The sequence below is a fragment of the Variovorax sp. AC103 genome (genome assembly GCF_979254005.1).
This window is the reverse complement of the sequence record NZ_CEEDFC010000007.1, coordinates 150,919-168,229: the sequence shown is the minus strand read 5'-3', so window position 1 is coordinate 168,229 and position 17,311 is coordinate 150,919. Positions and strand designations below refer to the sequence as shown.

Sequence of the window (17,311 nt, the reverse complement as noted above, 5' to 3'; positions counted from 1 at the left end):
CGGCATGCCCACCTACGACTACGCCTGCGCGCGCTGCGGCCCCTTCGTCGAGCGACGGCCGATGGCCTTGTTCGACCGGCCGGCGCCGTGCCCCGCGTGCGGCGCGCCGTCGGACCGCGCGCTGAGCGTGCCTCAGTCGCTGGGCACCCGGCGCAGCCAGGAAGGTCCAGGCCGCGCGGCAGCGCACGGCGATGCGCCGGGCTACCGGCGCCTGCGCCCGGGTGGCGGGTGCGCCTGCTGTCCGCCTGCCAGCGCGTGAACCGTCGGGCGGTCTTTTACGCGTCGTCAAGTTTCTTCGACGGGCCCGTCCGAGGGTGGGCAAAAAATGCTTTATGGCTTGCATTACCCGTTCCCGCTTCATGGAACGCGCCGCGCACGTCACCATGCGGGGATGCCCTCAACCTTCCGCATCCAGGCCGATCGCCTCTGGCAGCGCCTCGAGACCCTCGCCTCTTTCACCCGCCCTGACGTTCCCTGGACGCGCCGCGCCTTCTCGCCCGAATTCGACGAAGCCAGGAACTGGCTGCGCGGCCAGTTCGAGCAGGCCGGGCTCAGCGTGCGCACCGACGCCGCCGGCAACCTGACCGGGCGCCGCGAGGGCACCGAACCCGGGCTGGCGCCGCTCGTCACCGGGTCGCATTGCGACACCGTGGTGGGCGGTGGGCGTTTCGACGGCATCCTGGGCGTGCTGGCGGGGCTGGAGGTGGCGCAGTCGCTCCACGAGGGCGGCGTCTTGCTGCGCCATCCGCTGGAAGTGATCGACTTTCTCTCGGAAGAGCCCAGCGACTACGGCATTTCCTGCGTGGGAAGCCGTGCTTTCGCCGGCACGCTGGACGCGGCCATGCTGGCTTCCTGCAACGAGGCCGGCGAAAGCCTGGCGCAGGCCATGCGGCGCATCGGCGCACGGCCCGACGACCTGGCCAGCGCGGCCCGCGGACCCGGCGGCATCGCCTCCTTCGTGGAGCTGCACATCGAGCAGGGGCCGGTGCTGGAGCGCGAGGGCCTGCCGATCGGCGTGGTCACCGACATCGTGGGCATCCGCCGCGTCGCGTTCACCGTGACCGGGCAACCGGACCACGCCGGCACCACCCCGATGGACATCCGCCGCGACGCCCTCGTCGGCGCGGCCCGGCTGATCGACACGGTGCACCGCGAGGCCTGCGCCATGGACGGCAGTCCGCACTACGTGGTGGCGACGGTCGGGCGCCTCTCGATGAGCCCCAACGTGCCCAACGCCGTGCCCGGCCGGGTCGACATGGTGCTGGAGGTGCGCAGCAATGCGCAGACGGTGCTCGACGATTTCCCCGAGCGCGTGATGGCCCTGTGCCGCGACGACTTCCAGCGGCTGCGTGTCGCCTGCAGCGCCGCACCCCTCACGCGCACGCCGCCCACGCGGTGCGACGACATCGTCATGCAGGCCGTTGCCCAGGCCGCCGACGGCCTGGCGCTGGCGCACCGAGCGCTGCCCAGCGGCGCCGGCCACGACGCGATGCACGTCGCAGCGACGGGCCCGATGGGGATGATCTTCATCCCCTGCCTGAACGGCCGCAGCCACTGCCAGGAAGAGTGGGCCAGCAAGGAGCAGGTGGCCGCCGGCACCCGGGTGCTGGCGCAAACGCTCAGGCTGCTGGACGCACGCTAGCCGCCGCCGCTTCGAAGGCCCGCCCCGCCGCGACGACGGCGTCGATCACCTGCCGCAAGCCCTTGCTCAGCGGCTTGTCGTTGCGGGTGACGAGCGCCAGGGTGCGGTGCAGTGGCGGGTACAGCGCTCGCAGGTCGAGCTCGGGGTGATGCCCAGGGCCCGTGACCGCCATCCTCGGCAGGATCGCCACGCCCAGGCCGGCCGCCACCATGGCCTTGATGGCCTCGACGCTGTCGAACTCCATCACCGGCGGCGACGTGCATCCGCCGCGCCGCAGCCAATCGTCGACGAGGCTGCGCGTGCTGGCTTCCGACACGAACTTGACGAGCGGCAGCGAGCCGAGCATGGCCGCCGTCACTTCGGCCGGCCACTCGGTGCTGCCGCGCTGGCAGATGGCCACGAACTCGTCGCGAAGGATCGGCGTCACGGCCAGCGCGCGCGAGCTGACCGGCAGCGTGACCACGGCAGCGTCGACCGTGTTGTCTTCCACGCGCCGCACGTAGCCCTCGGTGTTGCCCGTGCTCACGATGATGTTGAGCAGCGGATAGCGCGCGCGCAGGTCGCGCAGCGCCGCGGGCAGCAGGTAGAGGCAGCTGGTGCCGCCAGTGCCGAGCCGCACACGGCCGGCCACGCCCGCCGAATGGAACGTGGCGGCATTGATCGCGTTGGACAGCGCCGCCACCACCTGGGGCAACTCCGCCATCAGGTCGGTGCCCGCGGGCGTGGGACCGACCCTGCGGCCGACCCGTTCGATCAGGCGCACGCCGAGGCGCCTTTCGAGTTGCTTCACCTGCACGCTGACCGCCGGCTGCGTCAGGCCGAGCCGTTCGGCGGCGGCTGAAAAGCTACCTAATTCGAGCACCAGTGAAAAAGTGCGCAATTGCTCGAAATTAATAGACAAAGCCAAATTGTTTTTTATGGGGTGCATAACGATGCACGGCTTCTTTCAAGCATGCGCGACTACAAGAATGAGTTGGGGAGGGGCAAAGAGCAGAACACTGGCCGAACGAATGGATGCCAGGGCGGCAAGATCCGCACGGCAGGTTATATGCCAAGGACCCCATGGACGCGTTTCAAACAAACTGCTCAAGGGGATTGGCATGCAGGACCTTATTTCCATCGAGGATCTTTCCAGGATCGATATCGAGAAATTGTTTTCGACCGTCGATCATTTGCGTCGCACACCCGAAATCTTCAGGCACGCGCTGGCCGGGCGTGTGGTGTGCACGCTTTTCTTCGAACCCAGCACGCGAACACGGTTGGGCTTCGAGGCGGCAGCGCACCGCCTGGGCGCGCGCGTGCTCACCGTGTCCGACATGCGCACCACGCGGCTGGAGCTCGGCGAGAGCCTGCTGGACACCACGCGCATGGCCGGCTTCTATTGCGACGCGGTGGTGGCGCGCCACGCGGAGGACGGCGTCATGCGCCGCATCAAGGACACGGTGCGCGTGCCGCTCATCAATGCCGGCGAGGGACAGGTCCGGCATCCGAGCCAGGCGCTCATCGATCTCTATACGCTGCAGGACCATTTCGGCGACATCGACAACCTGCATGTGGGCATTGCCGGCGGCATTCGTTATTCGCGGGCGGCGAAATCGCTGATCGCGGGGTTGCGCAAGTTCAGCAATGTCCGCCTTCACGTGGTCGATGCGCCGCACGAGGCGGACGAAGGCACCGAATTTCCCCGTGAACTCGGCGAATTGAACGGCGTGCCGGCGCTCGAGTATTCGTCGATGAAGGAAATGATCGGGCTTGTCGACGTCGTGTACATGGTGCGCGTGCAGCAGGAAAAATTCACCGATCCGGCCGCATACCAGCGCCAGCTGCACAAGTGCCGGCTGCACCGTGCGCTGCTGTCCCGCGCATTGCCGGGCCTCGTCGTCATGCACTGCCTGCCGCGCACCGACGAGCTGGATGCGGACATCGACGACACGCCGCAGAACAAGTACTTCCAGCAGGCGCGAAACGGCGTGGCCGTGCGCAGTGCGGCGCTGCTGCGCTGCCTCGCCGTCGGGTCCGGCGCGGCCCCGGTCGGCGGCGGCAGGTCGTGATGACCTTGCTTGTGATTCCGGCGCTGGGCCTTTTCATCGGCGTGGTGGCGGTCACCATCGGCGGCGGTGCGACGGCGGGCGTGCCGCTGTTGCTGCTCATGGGGCACTCGGCGGCACAGAGCATTGCCACGGTCAAGTTCGCGCTGCTCGGCTCCTTCGTCACCGGCTCGCTCGCGCACCGCGGTGACGCCGCCGAGCGCAAGGCGATGCCCTGGGTGGTGTGGCCGCTGGCGGTCGTGGGATCGGTATCGGGCTCGCTGCTGGTGGTCGGCATTGCCGACCGGGTGCTCAAGATCGTGGTGGCGCTGCTGATGATCGTCATTCTCTGGATCACGCACCGGACCGACTTCTCGCAACGCCCGCGTGACGCGCAGGCGCGCCTGCCGTGCGCGCCAGTTGGCCTGGCGGTGATCTTCGGGCTGTGCGTGTATTCCGGGTTCTTCGGTGCCGGCTTCGGCACGTTCCTGATCTTCGCGCTGATGCGCTGCTACGGATTCACGTTCCGCGACAGTGCGGCGGTCATGACGCGCATCAACCTGCTGGTGGTCGGGGCGTCGGTGGCCACCTTCGTCTTCAGCGGCGCCGTCGACTTCCGCCTGGGCATTCCCTTGTTCGTCGGATGCGCGGTGGGCGGATGGCTGGGCGCGTGGGTGGCCCGTGTGGCGGACCCCAGGCGCATGAAGACCGCGTTCCAGGCCTTCACGCTGCTGCTGGGCGCCAAGCTGTTGTGGGAAGCGTGGGCGGCGGGGTAGGAGCCGGCACACGTGGCCCGCGCAGCCCGGGGTTGCCGGGCCGCTACAGCTGGTCCGTCGGTACGAACCACGAGAACAGCAGCAACTGCAGCCGCGTCAGCATGCTGGAATCGGGCTCGCTGTCGAGCACCTCGTTGTCGACGTCGCCGGTGCCGATCCACTGCACGTTATGGCCGTCGGGGTTGAGGGTCACGCGGTACACGCCTTCGATGTCGTCGAGCTGGTAGGCGAACAGCAGGGCCTGCGCCAGCTCGAAGCTGCGCACGCGCACGCCGAACTCGGTGTTCAAAAGCGCCGAGCGCGGGTCGAGGTTCATGGAACCTAGCAGCACCCACTGGCGGTCGACCAGCGCCAGCTTGGCGTGCAGGCGGCCGCGGGCCTTCTTCAGCAGGGTGCGGAACTGGCCGGCGCGGCGCAGCTGCTGCGTGCTGACCTCGTACAGGTTCACGCCCAGCTTGAGCATGTCGACGCGGTAGCGGTTGTAGTTGATGTTGACCAGCGGCTCATCGCTGTCGGCCAGCGAGTTGGTGATGACGGTGATGTTGATGCCGTGCTCGCGCCCCATGCGGATGCGCTCCATGCCTTCGTCGCCCGGAATGAAGTAGGGCGAGATCACCACCACGTTCGACTGCGCGGTGGCCAGCATTTCATGGAAGCGGCGCGCCAGCGACTCGGTGGGCTGCGTCATGACGCCCAGCGCCTTGTTGGGGCTGTCTGCCGTGGCGTGCGCCTCGGCGCGCATCCATCGGAGCTGCGCCACGTCGGCGAGCTGCGCGCCCAGCGGCAGGTCGCCGAGCAGGTCGGTGATCGGAAGCGGGTCGGGCGAGGGCGCGTGGGCCGGGGAGGTGGCTTCTTCGAAGTCGGCCTTCAGCGCCTGCGGTGTGCGGCTCGTGCTGGCCACCCGGCGCAGGGGGTAGACCACGTCGCTGTTCCAGTAGGTGTCGAAGATGGCGGCGGACTCGGGGGCCACCGGACCGGCCATGAGCAGTTCGAAATCGATGAAGTTCGCGCTCTCGCTGCGCAGGAAGTACTCGTCGGCGAGGTTGCGCCCGCCTGCGATGACCATGGCGCCGTCGGCCACGAACAGCTTGTTGTGCATGCGGTGGTTGAGCCGGCGGAAGTCGCCGAAGAACTCCAGCCAGCGCCCCGACGAATGGTCGCGCGCGTTCACGAACGGGTTGAACAGCCGCACCTCGGCGTTGGGCTCGGCGGCCAGGCCGAGCAGCAGGGGGTCCATGCCGGCCGTGTAGAAGTCGTCGAGCAGCAGCCGCACGCGCACGCCGCGCCGGGCGGCATTGCGCATTTCGCGCAGCAGCAGCCGGCCGGTCTTGTCGTTGCCCAGCTGGTAGGTCTGGATGTCGAGCGACGACGTGGCGCGCCGCATGAGTTCGAGCCGCGCGTCGAGCGCGAAGGAGGCCTCGATCAGCGGGCGCATGCTGGACAGCCCGTCGGGCGGTGAATTGAGGCTGAGCGCCGCGCGGCCGAGCTCGGTGGACGCGGAGGCCGCAATCGCGAATGCCGGCGGCTCGGGAATGCGCGGAGGCAGCCCGGCGCAGCCTGCCAGCACCAAAGCCGCAGCCAGGGCCATCAGGCGCCAGGCCAGGCCGCGCAGTGCAGAAGACAAAAGGGCAATGAGCTTGAACATGAGGGCCGCAAACGCACGGGGGCGTGCGGGCGGCATGGTAGCTGTTTCGCCTCGAAAAGAAGACGCAATTTCACAACGCAACCCCCCGCTCGGTGACTGGGGATTGGACGAAGTGCCTGCTTTTCCCTCATAAAATAATAATGATTCTTAATTGTATTTGGAGCGAGGTTCTGATGAAGAGGTTGGTTGCGCGGCCCAAGGCTGTATCGGTGCTGGTGGGGTGTCTGGCGATCTATGCGCAGCACCAGGTGCTTGCCCAGACGACAACGGCGGGTTCCTTGCCTGAAGTCCGGGTCGATGCCAATGCTGATGCCGAAACGGCGACCTCGCCCGTCATCGGCTACCGCGCAAGGAACGCCGTCACCGCCACCAAGACCGACACGCCGCTGTCCGAAACACCTCAGTCGGTGACGGTCGTCACCCGGGACCAGATGGTCGATCAAGGTGCGACCAACCTGCAGGACGCACTGACCTACGCTGCGGGCGTGCGCTCTGACGCCTACGGCCTCGACGCTCGCTCCGACAGCTTCTCGGTGCGCGGCAGCGATCCTTCCGTCTATCTCGACGGACTGCAGACCTATTCGTCCGGCTACTACACCGCCACGGCTCGCCCCGACCCCTACACGCTGGAGCGCCTGGAGGTGCTGCGCGGGCCTGCCGGCATGCTGTTCGGCGCGGGCACGGCCGGCGGCGTGGTCAACATGGTCAGCAAGCGCCCGCAGCAGCAGGCGTACCGCGAGGTGGGCGTGCAGCTCGGCTCCTTCGGCCGCAAGCAGGTCCAGGCCGACCTCACCGGTCCGCTGACGGCGGACGGCGACTGGTCGCACCGACTGGTGGCGCTGCAGCGCAAGTCCGACACGCAGGTCGACTACGTGCCGGACGACCGCTCGCTCATCATGCCGTCGCTCACCTGGCGGCCCAGTGCCGCCACCTCGCTGACGGTGCAGGGCCTGTGGCAGAAGGACAAGACCGGCAGCACCTCGCAGTTCTTTCCTTGGCAAGGCACCATCCTGGCAAACGTCAACGGCCCGCTGCGCTCGAGCCGGTTCATCGGCGAGCCGGGCGATGGCTACGACACCGAACGCAAGACCTTCGGCTGGATGTTCGAGCACAAGTTCAACGACGACTGGACGTTCCGCCAGAACTTCCGCGTGTCGCGCACGTTCAACGACTCGCACTACCACTACGGCGACTTCTTCTCCTTGCCCGGCGGCTGGGGCCTCGACCCGGCCGGCCAGCGCCTGCTGGGCCGTGTCAATGACAAGTCGCTGACCTGGACGCGCATGACCGGCGTCGACAACCACGTCGAAGGTCACTTCAACACAGGCGCGGTGCGCCACACGTTCCTGGTGGGCGCCGAGTATTCGCGCCAGCGCCAGGACAGGATCGAGGGCTCCTCGTACAGCGCCATCGACGCGTACGCGCCGGTCTACGGCGTCGGCTACGTGCCGGTGACCGAGTTCGCCAACCGGCCCCGCACCACCCAGCGCAACGCCGGCGTCTATGTGCAGGACCAGATGAAGCTGGACAACTGGATCTTCGTGGCCGGCTTGCGCCATGACCGCAGCACAGCCGGCACTGCAGGCAGCGACTCGGAGACCACCAGCGCCACCTCGCGCCGGCTGGGTGTGATGTACACGCTGCCGTCGGGCTGGTCGCCCTACCTGAGCTACACCGAATCGTTCACCCCGCAGGCTGGCACGAACGTCGAGGGCAACCTGTTCAAGCCGCTGCGCGGCGAGCAGGTGGAGGCCGGTGTCAAGTACCAGCCCGCGGGCTCGGCGACGAGCTTCACCGCGTCGGTCTTCTCGCTCAAGGAAAAGAACCGTGTCGTCTCCGACAGCACCAACCCCAACTACGGCCGCCAGGTCGATGCGACGAAGAACAAGGGCGTCGAGTTCGAACTCAAGACGACGCTGGCGCGCGATTTCGACCTCATCGCCAACTACACCCACATCGATGTCGACCGCAAGCTCGTCGAACAGCCGCGCAACCAGGTGTCGATGTGGGGCAAGTACCGCTTCTCGATCGCCGGGGTGCCGGGCTTCTCGGCCGGCGCCGGTGTGCGCTACATGAGCGACTTCACCGATGTGGACGGCAGCAGCGCGGGGCCGCGCGTGCCTTCGGTGACCCTGGTGGACCTGATGCTGGCCTACGAGTCGGCCAAGTGGCGCTACGCCCTGAACATCAACAACGCGACCGACAAGACCTACTTCAGCACCTGCCTGGCGCGGGGCGACTGCTGGTACGGTGCGCGTCGCAGCGTCGTCGCGAGCGCCACCTACCGCTTCTAGACTACGACCTGAAAAAACCACCACGACATGAACAGCCGAAAAATCAAGACCTGGGCCTGGGTGCACAAATGGAGCAGCCTCGTGTGCACCGTCTTCATGCTGCTGCTGTGCCTCACCGGCCTGCCGCTCATCTTCCACCACGAGATCGGCCATCTGCTGGGCACCGAGGTCGAGGCGCCGAAGATGCCGGCCGGCACGCCCCGCATCAGCCTGGACCGCGTGCTCGACATCGCCAAGGCCAAGCACCCCGACCGCGTGGTGCAGTTCGCCTCGCAGCCGGAGGACGACGACGGCCTGTGGTTCGTCACGCTCACGCCCACGCCGGCGCCCACGGACGACTTCAAGTCGGTCGCGGTCGACGCGCGCACGGGCGACATCCTGGCGCAGCCCAAGTTCGACGAGGGCTTCATGTACGTCATGTTCAAGCTGCACGTCGACCTGTTCGCGGGCCTGCCGGGCAAGCTGTTCCTGGGCTTCATGGGGCTGCTGCTGCTGGTGGCCATCGTGTCGGGCGTGGTGCTGTATTCGCCTTTCATGCGCAAGCTCGACTTCGGCACGGTGCGCCGCGAGAAGCGTCCGCGCCTGAAGTGGCTCGACCTGCACAACCTGCTGGGCATCGTCACGCTGGTGTGGGTGTTCGTGGTGGGCTCCACCGGCATGATCAATACCTGGGCCGACCTGCTCATCAAGTACTGGCAGTACGACCAGCTCAGCGCGCTGCTCACTCCCTACAAGAACGAGCCGGTGGTGGCGGTGAACGAGCGCGCCTCGGTGCAGCGCTCGATGGACGCCGCGCTGCAGCACGCGCCCGGCATGAAGCTGTCGTTCATCGCCTTCCCGGGCACCTCGTTCTCCAGCCCGCACCACACCACCTTCTTCGTGCGCGGCAGCGAGCCCTTCACCTCCAAGCTCTTCCAGCCGGTGCTGGTGGACGCCAAGACCGCCGCAGTGACCGCTTCGCCGAAGCTGCCCTGGTACCTCACGGCGCTGCTGGTGTCGCAGCCGCTGCACTTCGGCGACTACGGCGGCATGCCGATGCAGATCCTCTGGGCGCTGCTCGACATCGCCACCATCATCGTGCTGGGCAGCGGGCTGTACCTGTGGCTCAAGCGGGGCAATCCCGTGCCCGCATCCCGCAAGACCGCGGCGCCTGAACAGCCGGGGGTTCCCGGTGGCGCGCAACCCGAGCCGGCACCGGCCATGAAGGCGCAGGCATGAAACAGCACCAGGGCTTCTGGCGCATGTGGGGCTGGCCGATCGTGCTGGGCCTGCTGACGACCTTCGGGTTGATCTCGGCGTTGTTCAGCGACGGCGGGCTGGGCGACATCCTGGCCTGGATCACCTTGGGCATTCCGGTCATCGTCTGCGCCTGGTTCGGCTGGCGAAAGTCGCCCAGCCGCTAGTTTTCCCTTGGCGTCGCGTCACCGCGACACGGCGGGGGGCGAGGCCGAAGCAGAATCGGCGCGATGAACATCGCTCCCGTCGCTGCGGCCTGTCTCCTGTTGCTGGGGGCTTCATCGGCCGCGCAGGCCCAGCCGGAGCCGCCGCCCGGTCCCGATACCGGTCCGCAGGCCGGTGCCTTGCGCCTGCGCGAAATCACCGTCTCCACGCCGCGCGGCGAGGTCACGCCCTTCAACGTGCCCGGCTCGGTCGACCGGGTCGACGGCAGCGACATGCGCGACAGCCGCCTGCAGGTCAACCTCTCCGAAAGCCTGGGCGCCGTGCCGGGTCTGCAGGTGCAGAACCGGCTGAACTACGCACAAGACCTGCAGCTGTCGATTCGCGGCTTCGGCGCGCGCTCGACCTTCGGTGTGCGCGGCGTGCGGCTGTATGTCGACGGCATCCCGGCCACCTTGCCCGACGGGCAGGGCCAGACCTCCAACATCGACATCGGCTCGGTGGACCGCGTGGAAGTGCTGCGCGGGCCGTTCTCCGCGCTCTACGGCAATTCTTCCGGCGGCGTGGTGCAGGCCTTCACCGCCTCGGGCGAGGGCCCGCCGCGGCTGTCGTATTCGCTCGCGGGCGGCAGCTTCGGCACGCGGCGGCAGTCGCTGCAGCTGAGCGGTTCGCAGGGCGCGGTCGACTACCTGCTCGACGCGAGCCGCTTCCACACCGACGGCTGGCGGGAGCACAGCGCCGCGCGGCGCGACATCGCCAACGGCAAGCTGGGTATCGCGCTGGACAACGGCGACAAGCTCACGCTCATCATGAACAGCGTGCGCATCGACGCGCAAGACCCGCTGGGACTCACCGCCGACCAGTACGCGCTGGCCCCGCGCAGCGCGCCTCTGGCCACGCAGTACGACACCCGAAAGACGGTCGAGCAGACGCAGGTCGGGCTGCTCTACGAGCGTCGCATCGATGCCGAACAGGGGCTGCGCGTGATGCTCTACGGCGGCGAACGCAAGACCACGCAGTACCAGTCCATTCCCCCGTCGGCACAGCAGAACCCGCTGCACGCGGGCGGTGTGATCGACCTGTCGCGCCAGTACGGCGGCGTGGACCTGCGCTGGAACGCCGCGCTCACGCTGGCCGGCCGGCCTTTCGACGTGGTGGCGGGCCTGGGCTACGACAGCCTGCGCGAGAAGCGCCGCGGCTACGAGAACTACCTGGGCCCCGTCGCGGCGCCCGTGCTCGGCGTGCAGGGCCGGCTTCGGCGCAACGAGCTCAACGAGGTGTGGAACCTCGACCCTTACGCCCAGGCCACCTGGCGCTTCACCGACCGCTGGACGCTCGAGGCCGGCGTGCGCCGCAGCAGCGTGCACTTCAACTCGCAGGACCGCTACATCGTCGGCACGAACCGCGACGACAGTGGCAACGCGCGCTACAGCAGGACGCTGCCCGTGGCCTCGCTGCGCTACCAGGCCACGCCCGACCTCGCGCTGTACGGCTCCATCGGCCGCGGCTTCGAGACGCCGACGCTCAACGAGCTGTCGTACCGGGCGAACGGCGCGAGCGGCTTGAACTTCGCGCTGCGCCCTTCGATGAACGACAGCATCGAGGTCGGCGCCAAGGCCAGGCTCGCGGGCGGACTGCTGACGGCGGCACTGTTCCAGACCCGCACACGCGACGAGATCGTGACGAACACCAACGTCGGCGGCCGCGCGACCTTCCAGAATGCCGGGCGCACCCGGCGCAACGGTTTCGAGCTGGGCTGGCAGCACGAAACCGCCAATCACTGGCGCACGCAGCTGGCCTACACCTGGCTGGACGCCACCTACCGCGATGCGTTCTGCTCACCGTCGCCCTGCGGGACCGGCAATGCGGTGTCGGCGGGAAACCGCATTCCCGGAATTGCGCGCCAGTCTCTGTTCGCATCGCTGGGCTGGGTGCCGCCCGAAGGCTGGCGCGCGGGCGTGGAGATGCGCGCGCTGGGCATGCTCCAGGCCAACGACGTCAACACTGCGAGCGCGCCGGGCTATGCCGTCGCGGCGGTGTACGCGGGCTATCTGAAGAAGTGGGAGCGCTGGGAGTTCAATGCCTTTGCGCGTGTCGACAACCTGTTCGACCGGCGCTACGTGGGTTCGGTGATCGTCAACGAAGGCAATGGCCGCTACTACGAACCCGCGCCGGGGCGCAACTGGACGGTAGGCTTGAGTGGTGCCTACCGGTTCTGATGCCATCGCAGCGGCATGAAAGCAAAAAACGGCGGGTGATGCCCGCCGTTCTTTCGTGTGTGCAATGCGCAATCGTCAGAACGCTGCGGGCCGCCACTGAGGGCACGGGGCTGGGCCTGGCCATAGTGCGCGAGATTGCACGGGCCTTCGATGCCGATGTGGACCTCGCAGCCAACCCGCGCGAGGCGAGCGGGCTGCTGGTCACGGTGCGCTTCCTGCCGGCCGGCCCGGCGAGGGCCGCGAGCTCGGCGGAAAGAGCGGCTTAGGCCTTACTTCAGGCCGGCGGCCGCGCGCAGTGCCGGAGCCTGCGTGGTGGCTTCCCAGGTGAACTCGGGCTCTTCGCGGCCGAAGTGGCCGTAGGCGGCGGTCTTCTGGTAGATCGGGCGCAGCAGGTCGAGCATCTGGATGATGCCCTTCGGACGCAGGTCGAAGTGTTCGCGCACGAGGGCTGCGATCTTCTCGTCGGAGATCACGCCGGTGCCTTCGGTGTAGACCGTGATGTTCATCGGCTCGGCCACGCCGATGGCGTACGCCACCTGGATCTGGCACTGGCGCGCGATGCCCGCGGCCACGATGTTCTTGGCCACGTAGCGTGCAGCGTAGGCGGCCGAGCGGTCGACCTTCGACGGGTCCTTGCCCGAGAACGCGCCACCACCGTGCGGGCAGGCGCCGCCGTAGGTGTCCACGATGATCTTGCGGCCGGTGAGGCCGCAGTCGCCTTGCGGGCCGCCGATGACGAAACGACCGGTCGGGTTGATCAGGTAGCGCGTGTTCTGCAGCCATTCCTTCGGCAGCACGGGCTTGATGATTTCTTCAATGACGGCTTCGTTGAACGAGGCCTTCATCTTGGTCGAGGTTTCGCTCTGGTCGGGGTGGTGCTGCGTCGACAGCACCACGGTGTCGATGCTGTGCGGCTTGCCGTCCACGTAGCGCATCGTGACCTGGCTCTTGGCATCGGGGCGCAGGAAAGGCAGGCGGCCGTCCTTGCGCAGCTGGGCCTGGCGTTCCACGAGGCGGTGCGCGTAGTAGATGGGCGCGGGCATCAGCTCGGGCGTTTCGTCGCAGGCGTAGCCGAACATCAGGCCCTGGTCGCCGGCGCCGGTGTTCAGGTGGTCGTCGCTCGCGTGGTCCACGCCCTGGGCGATGTCGTTGGACTGCTTGTCGTAGCAGACCATCACGGCGCAACCCTTGTAGTCGATGCCGTACTCGGTGTTGTCGTAGCCGATGCGCTTGATGGTGTCGCGCGCGACCTGGATGTAGTCGACGTGCGCGTTGGTGGTGATTTCGCCGGCGAGCACCACGAGGCCGGTGTTGGTCAGCGTCTCGGCGGCCACGCGGCTGCGGGGGTCCTGCTCGAAGATCGCGTCGAGGATGGCATCCGAGATCTGGTCGGCAACCTTGTCGGGGTGGCCTTCGGAAACGGATTCGGAAGTGAAGAGGAAATCGTTCGCCATTTTTCAAAGCTCCTTGAAGTGATTTGGCGCGTTGCCAACTCTGCGGAGCCCTGGCGAACGCTTTAGCAGAGTGTCGAAAAAATCGACGGGGCACAATCGCCATGCGCTTGTGTTTGTCGCCCTGCAAGTTGTTCCGTAACTCAGCGACAATTTGGATTCTATTCGAGCCGCTCATGCCATGCGCGCGCGTCCGTTTTTTGACCCCCTCCCGTTTTCAATGATCACCCTGTTCCGCCTGCTTGCCCGCGTGCCGATGCCGTTGATGCATGGGTTCGGTGCGATGCTGGGCTGGCTGGTCTGGTGGAGCGCGCCGGGCTATCGCCGCCGCTTCAGGGCCAACGCCGAGCGCGCGGGCTTCGCGCCCGACCAGTACCGTCCCGCCATCGCCGCCGCGGGCAAGATGGCCTCCGAGCTGCCCTGGCTCTGGCTGCGTCCGCACGGCCAGACAGTGCTGCACCGCGTGGTGCGTTGGGAAGGCGTCGAGGCCTTCGAGGCCGCCATGCAGGCCAAGAAGGGCGTGATCCTTGTGGCGCCGCACCTCGGTAGCTGGGAGATGTGCGGCCAGGCCATCGGCGAGCGCTTCCTCGCGGCCTACGGACCCATCACGGCGCTGTTTCGTCCGGCGCGCAAGAAATGGATGGCCGACCTGATCGCCGCCGGCTCGCGCGACCGCCCCGGCCTGCAGACGCTGCCCACCAACAACAGCGGCGTGCGCGGCCTGATCCGCACGCTGCGCGGCGGCGGCTACACCGGCATCCTGCCCGACCAGGTGCCGCCGCTGGGGCAGGGCGTCTGGGCGCCGTTCCTCGGCCGCCCCGCCTACACCATGACCCTGCTTCCCCGCCTCGCGCAACAGACCGGCGCGGCCTGCTTCCTGAGCGTGTGCGAACGCCTGCCGCGCGGCGCGGGCTACGTGATTCGCTTCGAACCCATCGTCGGTACCGCGCTCACCGACCCGGCGGCCTCCGTCGAAGACGCGACGGCCGCCATGAACGATGGCATCGGCCGGCTGATTCGCAGCCTGCCTGGCCAGTACGTCTGGGACTACGCGCGCTACAAGGAGCCGCGCGCCGAGCGGGTGACCGCCGCCACCGGGGAGGCCGCATGAGCTTCGGTTCCCGGCTCGGCATCGGTTTCATGCGCGCGATTGCGCCGCTGCCGCTGCCGCTCGTGCGTGGCTTCGGCAGGGTGCTGGGCCGCATCCTGCACACCGTGGCCGTGCCGCGGCGGCGCGTGGTCGATACCAACCTGGCCGTCTGCTTCCCCCAGAAGTCCGAGGCCGAGCGCCGCGCCCTGGCGCGCGAAACCTTCGTCTACGTGGCGCAGTCGTGGCTCGACCGCGGCTGGCTCTGGCATGCACCGGAGAAGGTGGTGGCGAGCCGGCTCAAGGTGGTCGGGGCGGCACCGGAGATCCGCGAGATCGCCGAGGGCGACGCGCCCATGATCCTGTTCGCGCCGCACTTCTACGGACTGGACGCCGCGGCCACCGCGCTGACCATGCACACGGCGCGCCCCTCGGCCACCATCTACACGACCCAGCGCGACCCCATGGTCGACGCCTGGATCCGCGAGGGCCGCACGCGCTTCGGCGACGTGGCGGCGCTCAACCGGGTGGACGGCATCAAGCCGGTGCTTCAGGGCCTGCGCAAGGGCGGCCTGCTGTACCTGCTGCCCGACATGGACTTCGGCCGCGACCAGACGATCTTCGTGCCGTTCTACGGCGTGCAGGCCGCCACCGTGCCCTCGCTGTCGCGCTTTGCGCGCCTGGGCAAGGCCAAGGTGGTGCCGGTGGTGTCGAAGCTCACGCCGGGCGGCTACGAAATCCAGGTCCTGGAGACCTGGCAGAACTTTCCGACCGACGACATCGATGCCGACACGGCGCTCATGAACGAGCGCCTGCAGGGCTACATCGACACGATGCCCGCCCAGTACTACTGGGTGCACCGCCGGTTCAAGACGCGCCCCGAAGGCGAGCCGCCGATCTATTGAAGCGGCCCGGCGGCGGCGGCATCAACTGCGCTGCAGGAAGGCCTCGATCTCGCGGGCGACCAGTTGCGGTTGCTCGTGCACGATCCAGTGGGTCGCGTCCGGCACCTTCTTGATCTCGAGCTTTGGCACGTACTCGTCGAGCCCTTCGAGCAAGCCGGGCAGCAGCGCGGCATCGTCGAGCGCCCAGAACACGAAGGTCGGCACGTTCACCGTGAGCCGCTCGCGCGGCAGCACCGGAATGCCGTCGACGGTCTGGCCCGGCAGCGGCGGCTTCATCGGTGTCACGCGGTACAGGTTGCACGCGCCGGTGAGGCCGGCGCCCCACACTTCGCGGTACTGCTGCTTCACTTCTTCGGTGAGCCAGCCGAAGCCGTCGGGGCCGGCCTTCATCAGCGTGAAGAAGGGCCACATGCGCTTGAAGTCGTCGGCCGCGAGCAAGGCTTCGGCATCGGGGCGCGCAAGGAAGTTCATGTAGGCACTGGCCTGCTGCTGCGCCGGGTTGTTGCGCAGCTCGCGGGTGAAGGTGCCCGGGTGCGGCGAATTGATGATGACCAGCTTGCCCACCTGCGCCGGGAATGCATTGGCATAGCCCCATCCGAAGGCACCGCCCCAGTCGTGGGCCACCAGCGCGGCCATGGTGCCGTCGGCGCTCTCGGTGGCGACGAGTTGCTGGATGTCCTGTATCAGCAACTGGGGCTTGTAGGCCGCCACTTCGGTAGGCGCGCTCGATCGCTCGAAGCCGCGCAGGTTGGGTGCCACGCAGCGGTAGCCGCCGTGCGCCGGGTCCGAGAAGTAATCGAGCAGTTCGTCCCAGATGAACGCGGCTTCTGGAAAGCCGTGCAGGAACACCATCAGCGGGCGGCCCGGCTTGCCGGCGGCGCGGCAGCTCAGGGTGGTGCCGTTGGGCAGGCTGCGTTGGAAGGTCTCGGTCATGCTCGTTGTCTCCTTGGGTTGACTGTCGCTATTCTTTTGATAGTGAACCACGCGCGCTGGACGGCCGCTGCAGCCTGTTTGAGGCCTATTCGTCTGCGGGCGAAGGCTCCGTGGGTTCGATCGGCTCGGCCGCTGCAGCCGATGCGGCCGCGGGTGCTGCAGCCCCGTCGGGGTGCACCCAGCGCCACAGCAGCTCGGCCGCCTCGCCGACACCCTGCTTCTTCAGGGCCGAGAACAGTTTCACCTCACCGCCGCCGGCGTTGAGTCGCGTGATCGACAGCACCTTGGCGGCTTCGCTGCGCGTGAGCTTGTCGGACTTGGTCAGCAGCACCAGGAATTTCAGGCCCTGCTCCACGCGCGGGCGGATCACGTCGAGCAGGATCTCGTCGAGCTCGGTCAGGCCCTGGCGCGGGTCGCACATGAGCACCACACCGCGCAGGCTTTCGCGCGTCATCAGGTAGTTGCCCATCACACGCTGCCAGCGCAGCTTGGCTTCCTTGGGCACCGCTGCGTAGCCGTAGCCGGGCAGGTCGGCCAGCACGGCGTCATCGACCTTCTGCTTGCCGATGCCGAACAGGTTGATGTGCTGCGTGCGGCCCGGCGTCTTCGAGGCGAAGGCCAGGCGCGTCTGCTGCGTGAGGGTGTTGATGGCGGTCGACTTGCCCGCGTTCGAGCGGCCGACGAACGCGATCTCGGGCAGGTCGACAGGGGGCAGGTGTTCCAGCTGGGGAGCGCTGGTGAGGAAGTGGGCGGTGTGCAACCAGCCCAGTGCCACGCGCTCGCGTTCGGCGACCTGGGGGTCCGCGGCGGGAGCCGCGCGGGAAGGATAGGCAGCGGGCTTGGCGCGCGGGGAGGGCATCTACGGACTTTCTAAACAAGACCCCCATTGTAGAATCGTGAGGTTTTGCGCCAATAAATTCGAAGCGAAGCCCCC

General features: G+C 67.8%; 15 protein-coding genes. 10 read left to right on the top strand and 5 right to left on the bottom strand.

Translation table 11 applies throughout. From position 1 onward, the window contains the following. Positions 1-4 precede the first annotated feature (4 nt). Positions 5-259, top strand: a complete 255-nt coding sequence (locus AC0IYU_RS12860) for a zinc ribbon domain-containing protein (RefSeq protein ID WP_472117230.1) — start codon at positions 5-7, stop codon at positions 257-259. 132 nt (positions 260-391) lie between these two features. After that, a complete protein-coding gene (locus AC0IYU_RS12855; protein WP_472117227.1) occupies positions 392-1,642 on the top strand; it encodes an allantoate amidohydrolase in 1,251 nt (416 codons plus the stop codon). Here AC0IYU_RS12855 and AC0IYU_RS12850 read toward each other — a convergent pair. Beyond that, positions 1,620-2,570 (bottom strand): LysR family transcriptional regulator, encoded by a 951-nt coding sequence (locus AC0IYU_RS12850; RefSeq protein WP_472117224.1) that lies wholly within the window; start codon positions 2,568-2,570, stop codon positions 1,620-1,622. The two genes, AC0IYU_RS12855 and AC0IYU_RS12850, sit on opposite strands and share 23 nt — an antisense overlap. Positions 2,571-2,652: 82 nt before the next feature. Here AC0IYU_RS12850 and pyrB point away from each other — a divergent pair, with 82 nt between their 5' ends. Together pyrB and AC0IYU_RS12840 are read left to right on the top strand one after the other, a co-directional pair. After that, the gene (gene pyrB, locus AC0IYU_RS12845) at positions 2,653-3,693 is read left to right on the top strand and encodes an aspartate carbamoyltransferase (protein WP_472117221.1); all 1,041 of its coding nucleotides are present in this window, start codon (positions 2,653-2,655) and stop codon (positions 3,691-3,693) included. Beyond that, complete coding sequence (locus tag AC0IYU_RS12840; protein WP_472117218.1) at positions 3,693-4,445, top strand: sulfite exporter TauE/SafE family protein; 753 nt, start codon at positions 3,693-3,695, stop codon at positions 4,443-4,445. The genes pyrB and AC0IYU_RS12840 overlap by 1 nt, the downstream gene beginning before the upstream one ends. A gap of 43 nt (positions 4,446-4,488) precedes the next feature. Here AC0IYU_RS12840 and AC0IYU_RS12835 read toward each other — a convergent pair whose 3' ends face one another. Next, positions 4,489-6,126 (bottom strand): phospholipase D family protein, encoded by a 1,638-nt coding sequence (locus tag AC0IYU_RS12835; RefSeq protein WP_472117215.1) that lies wholly within the window; start codon positions 6,124-6,126, stop codon positions 4,489-4,491. Positions 6,127-6,263: 137 nt separating this feature from the next. Here AC0IYU_RS12835 and AC0IYU_RS12830 point away from each other — a divergent pair, with 137 nt between their 5' ends. The 4 genes from AC0IYU_RS12830 (at position 6,264) to AC0IYU_RS12815 (ending at position 12,001) form a co-directional block, all read left to right on the top strand. Continuing rightward, complete coding sequence (locus AC0IYU_RS12830) at positions 6,264-8,384, top strand: TonB-dependent siderophore receptor (RefSeq protein ID WP_472117212.1); 2,121 nt, start codon at positions 6,264-6,266, stop codon at positions 8,382-8,384. Between the two features lie 27 nt (positions 8,385-8,411). Continuing rightward, positions 8,412-9,602 (top strand): PepSY-associated TM helix domain-containing protein, encoded by a 1,191-nt coding sequence (locus AC0IYU_RS12825; protein WP_472117208.1) that lies wholly within the window; start codon positions 8,412-8,414, stop codon positions 9,600-9,602. Continuing rightward, positions 9,599-9,787: a hypothetical protein gene (locus AC0IYU_RS12820; protein WP_472117205.1), complete on the top strand. Its 189-nt coding sequence runs from the start codon at positions 9,599-9,601 to the stop codon at positions 9,785-9,787. The genes AC0IYU_RS12825 and AC0IYU_RS12820 overlap by 4 nt, the downstream gene beginning before the upstream one ends. A gap of 63 nt (positions 9,788-9,850) precedes the next feature. Then, the gene (locus AC0IYU_RS12815; RefSeq protein ID WP_472117202.1) at positions 9,851-12,001 is read left to right on the top strand and encodes a TonB-dependent receptor domain-containing protein; all 2,151 of its coding nucleotides are present in this window, start codon (positions 9,851-9,853) and stop codon (positions 11,999-12,001) included. A 269-nt stretch (positions 12,002-12,270) separates the two neighbouring features. Here AC0IYU_RS12815 and metK read toward each other — a convergent pair whose 3' ends face one another. Further along, the gene (metK, locus tag AC0IYU_RS12810; RefSeq protein ID WP_472117199.1) at positions 12,271-13,455 is read right to left on the bottom strand and encodes a methionine adenosyltransferase; all 1,185 of its coding nucleotides are present in this window, start codon (positions 13,453-13,455) and stop codon (positions 12,271-12,273) included. 217 nt (positions 13,456-13,672) lie between these two features. Here metK and AC0IYU_RS12805 point away from each other — a divergent pair, with 217 nt between their 5' ends. Then, positions 13,673-14,563: a lysophospholipid acyltransferase family protein gene (locus AC0IYU_RS12805; RefSeq protein WP_472117196.1), complete on the top strand. Its 891-nt coding sequence runs from the start codon at positions 13,673-13,675 to the stop codon at positions 14,561-14,563. Then, a complete protein-coding gene (locus tag AC0IYU_RS12800; RefSeq protein WP_435441414.1) occupies positions 14,560-15,444 on the top strand; it encodes an LpxL/LpxP family acyltransferase in 885 nt (294 codons plus the stop codon). The genes AC0IYU_RS12805 and AC0IYU_RS12800 overlap by 4 nt, the downstream gene beginning before the upstream one ends. Positions 15,445-15,465: 21 nt before the next feature. Here AC0IYU_RS12800 and AC0IYU_RS12795 read toward each other — a convergent pair whose 3' ends face one another. Together AC0IYU_RS12795 and yihA are read right to left on the bottom strand one after the other, a co-directional pair. Beyond that, positions 15,466-16,377 (bottom strand): alpha/beta fold hydrolase, encoded by a 912-nt coding sequence (locus AC0IYU_RS12795; protein WP_472117193.1) that lies wholly within the window; start codon positions 16,375-16,377, stop codon positions 15,466-15,468. Between the two features lie 85 nt (positions 16,378-16,462). Beyond that, positions 16,463-17,236: a ribosome biogenesis GTP-binding protein YihA/YsxC gene (yihA, locus tag AC0IYU_RS12790; protein WP_472117191.1), complete on the bottom strand. Its 774-nt coding sequence runs from the start codon at positions 17,234-17,236 to the stop codon at positions 16,463-16,465. Positions 17,237-17,311: the final 75 nt, after the last annotated feature.

Coding starts and splice junctions, on each gene's coding strand:
- AC0IYU_RS12805 (WP_472117196.1), top strand. CDS start 13,673: ATGATCACCCTGTTCCGCCTGCTTGCCCGCGTGCCGATGCCGTTGATG.
- AC0IYU_RS12850 (WP_472117224.1), bottom strand. CDS start 2,570: ATGCACCCCATAAAAAACAATTTGGCTTTGTCTATTAATTTCGAGCAA.
- AC0IYU_RS12830 (WP_472117212.1), top strand. CDS start 6,264: ATGAAGAGGTTGGTTGCGCGGCCCAAGGCTGTATCGGTGCTGGTGGGG.
- AC0IYU_RS12815 (WP_472117202.1), top strand. CDS start 9,851: ATGAACATCGCTCCCGTCGCTGCGGCCTGTCTCCTGTTGCTGGGGGCT.
- pyrB (WP_472117221.1), top strand. CDS start 2,653: ATGGATGCCAGGGCGGCAAGATCCGCACGGCAGGTTATATGCCAAGGA.
- AC0IYU_RS12795 (WP_472117193.1), bottom strand. CDS start 16,377: ATGACCGAGACCTTCCAACGCAGCCTGCCCAACGGCACCACCCTGAGC.
- AC0IYU_RS12800 (WP_435441414.1), top strand. CDS start 14,560: ATGAGCTTCGGTTCCCGGCTCGGCATCGGTTTCATGCGCGCGATTGCG.
- yihA (WP_472117191.1), bottom strand. CDS start 17,236: ATGCCCTCCCCGCGCGCCAAGCCCGCTGCCTATCCTTCCCGCGCGGCT.
- AC0IYU_RS12840 (WP_472117218.1), top strand. CDS start 3,693: ATGACCTTGCTTGTGATTCCGGCGCTGGGCCTTTTCATCGGCGTGGTG.
- metK (WP_472117199.1), bottom strand. CDS start 13,455: ATGGCGAACGATTTCCTCTTCACTTCCGAATCCGTTTCCGAAGGCCAC.
- AC0IYU_RS12835 (WP_472117215.1), bottom strand. CDS start 6,126: ATGCCGCCCGCACGCCCCCGTGCGTTTGCGGCCCTCATGTTCAAGCTC.
- AC0IYU_RS12820 (WP_472117205.1), top strand. CDS start 9,599: ATGAAACAGCACCAGGGCTTCTGGCGCATGTGGGGCTGGCCGATCGTG.
- AC0IYU_RS12860 (WP_472117230.1), top strand. CDS start 5: ATGCCCACCTACGACTACGCCTGCGCGCGCTGCGGCCCCTTCGTCGAG.
- AC0IYU_RS12825 (WP_472117208.1), top strand. CDS start 8,412: ATGAACAGCCGAAAAATCAAGACCTGGGCCTGGGTGCACAAATGGAGC.
- AC0IYU_RS12855 (WP_472117227.1), top strand. CDS start 392: ATGCCCTCAACCTTCCGCATCCAGGCCGATCGCCTCTGGCAGCGCCTC.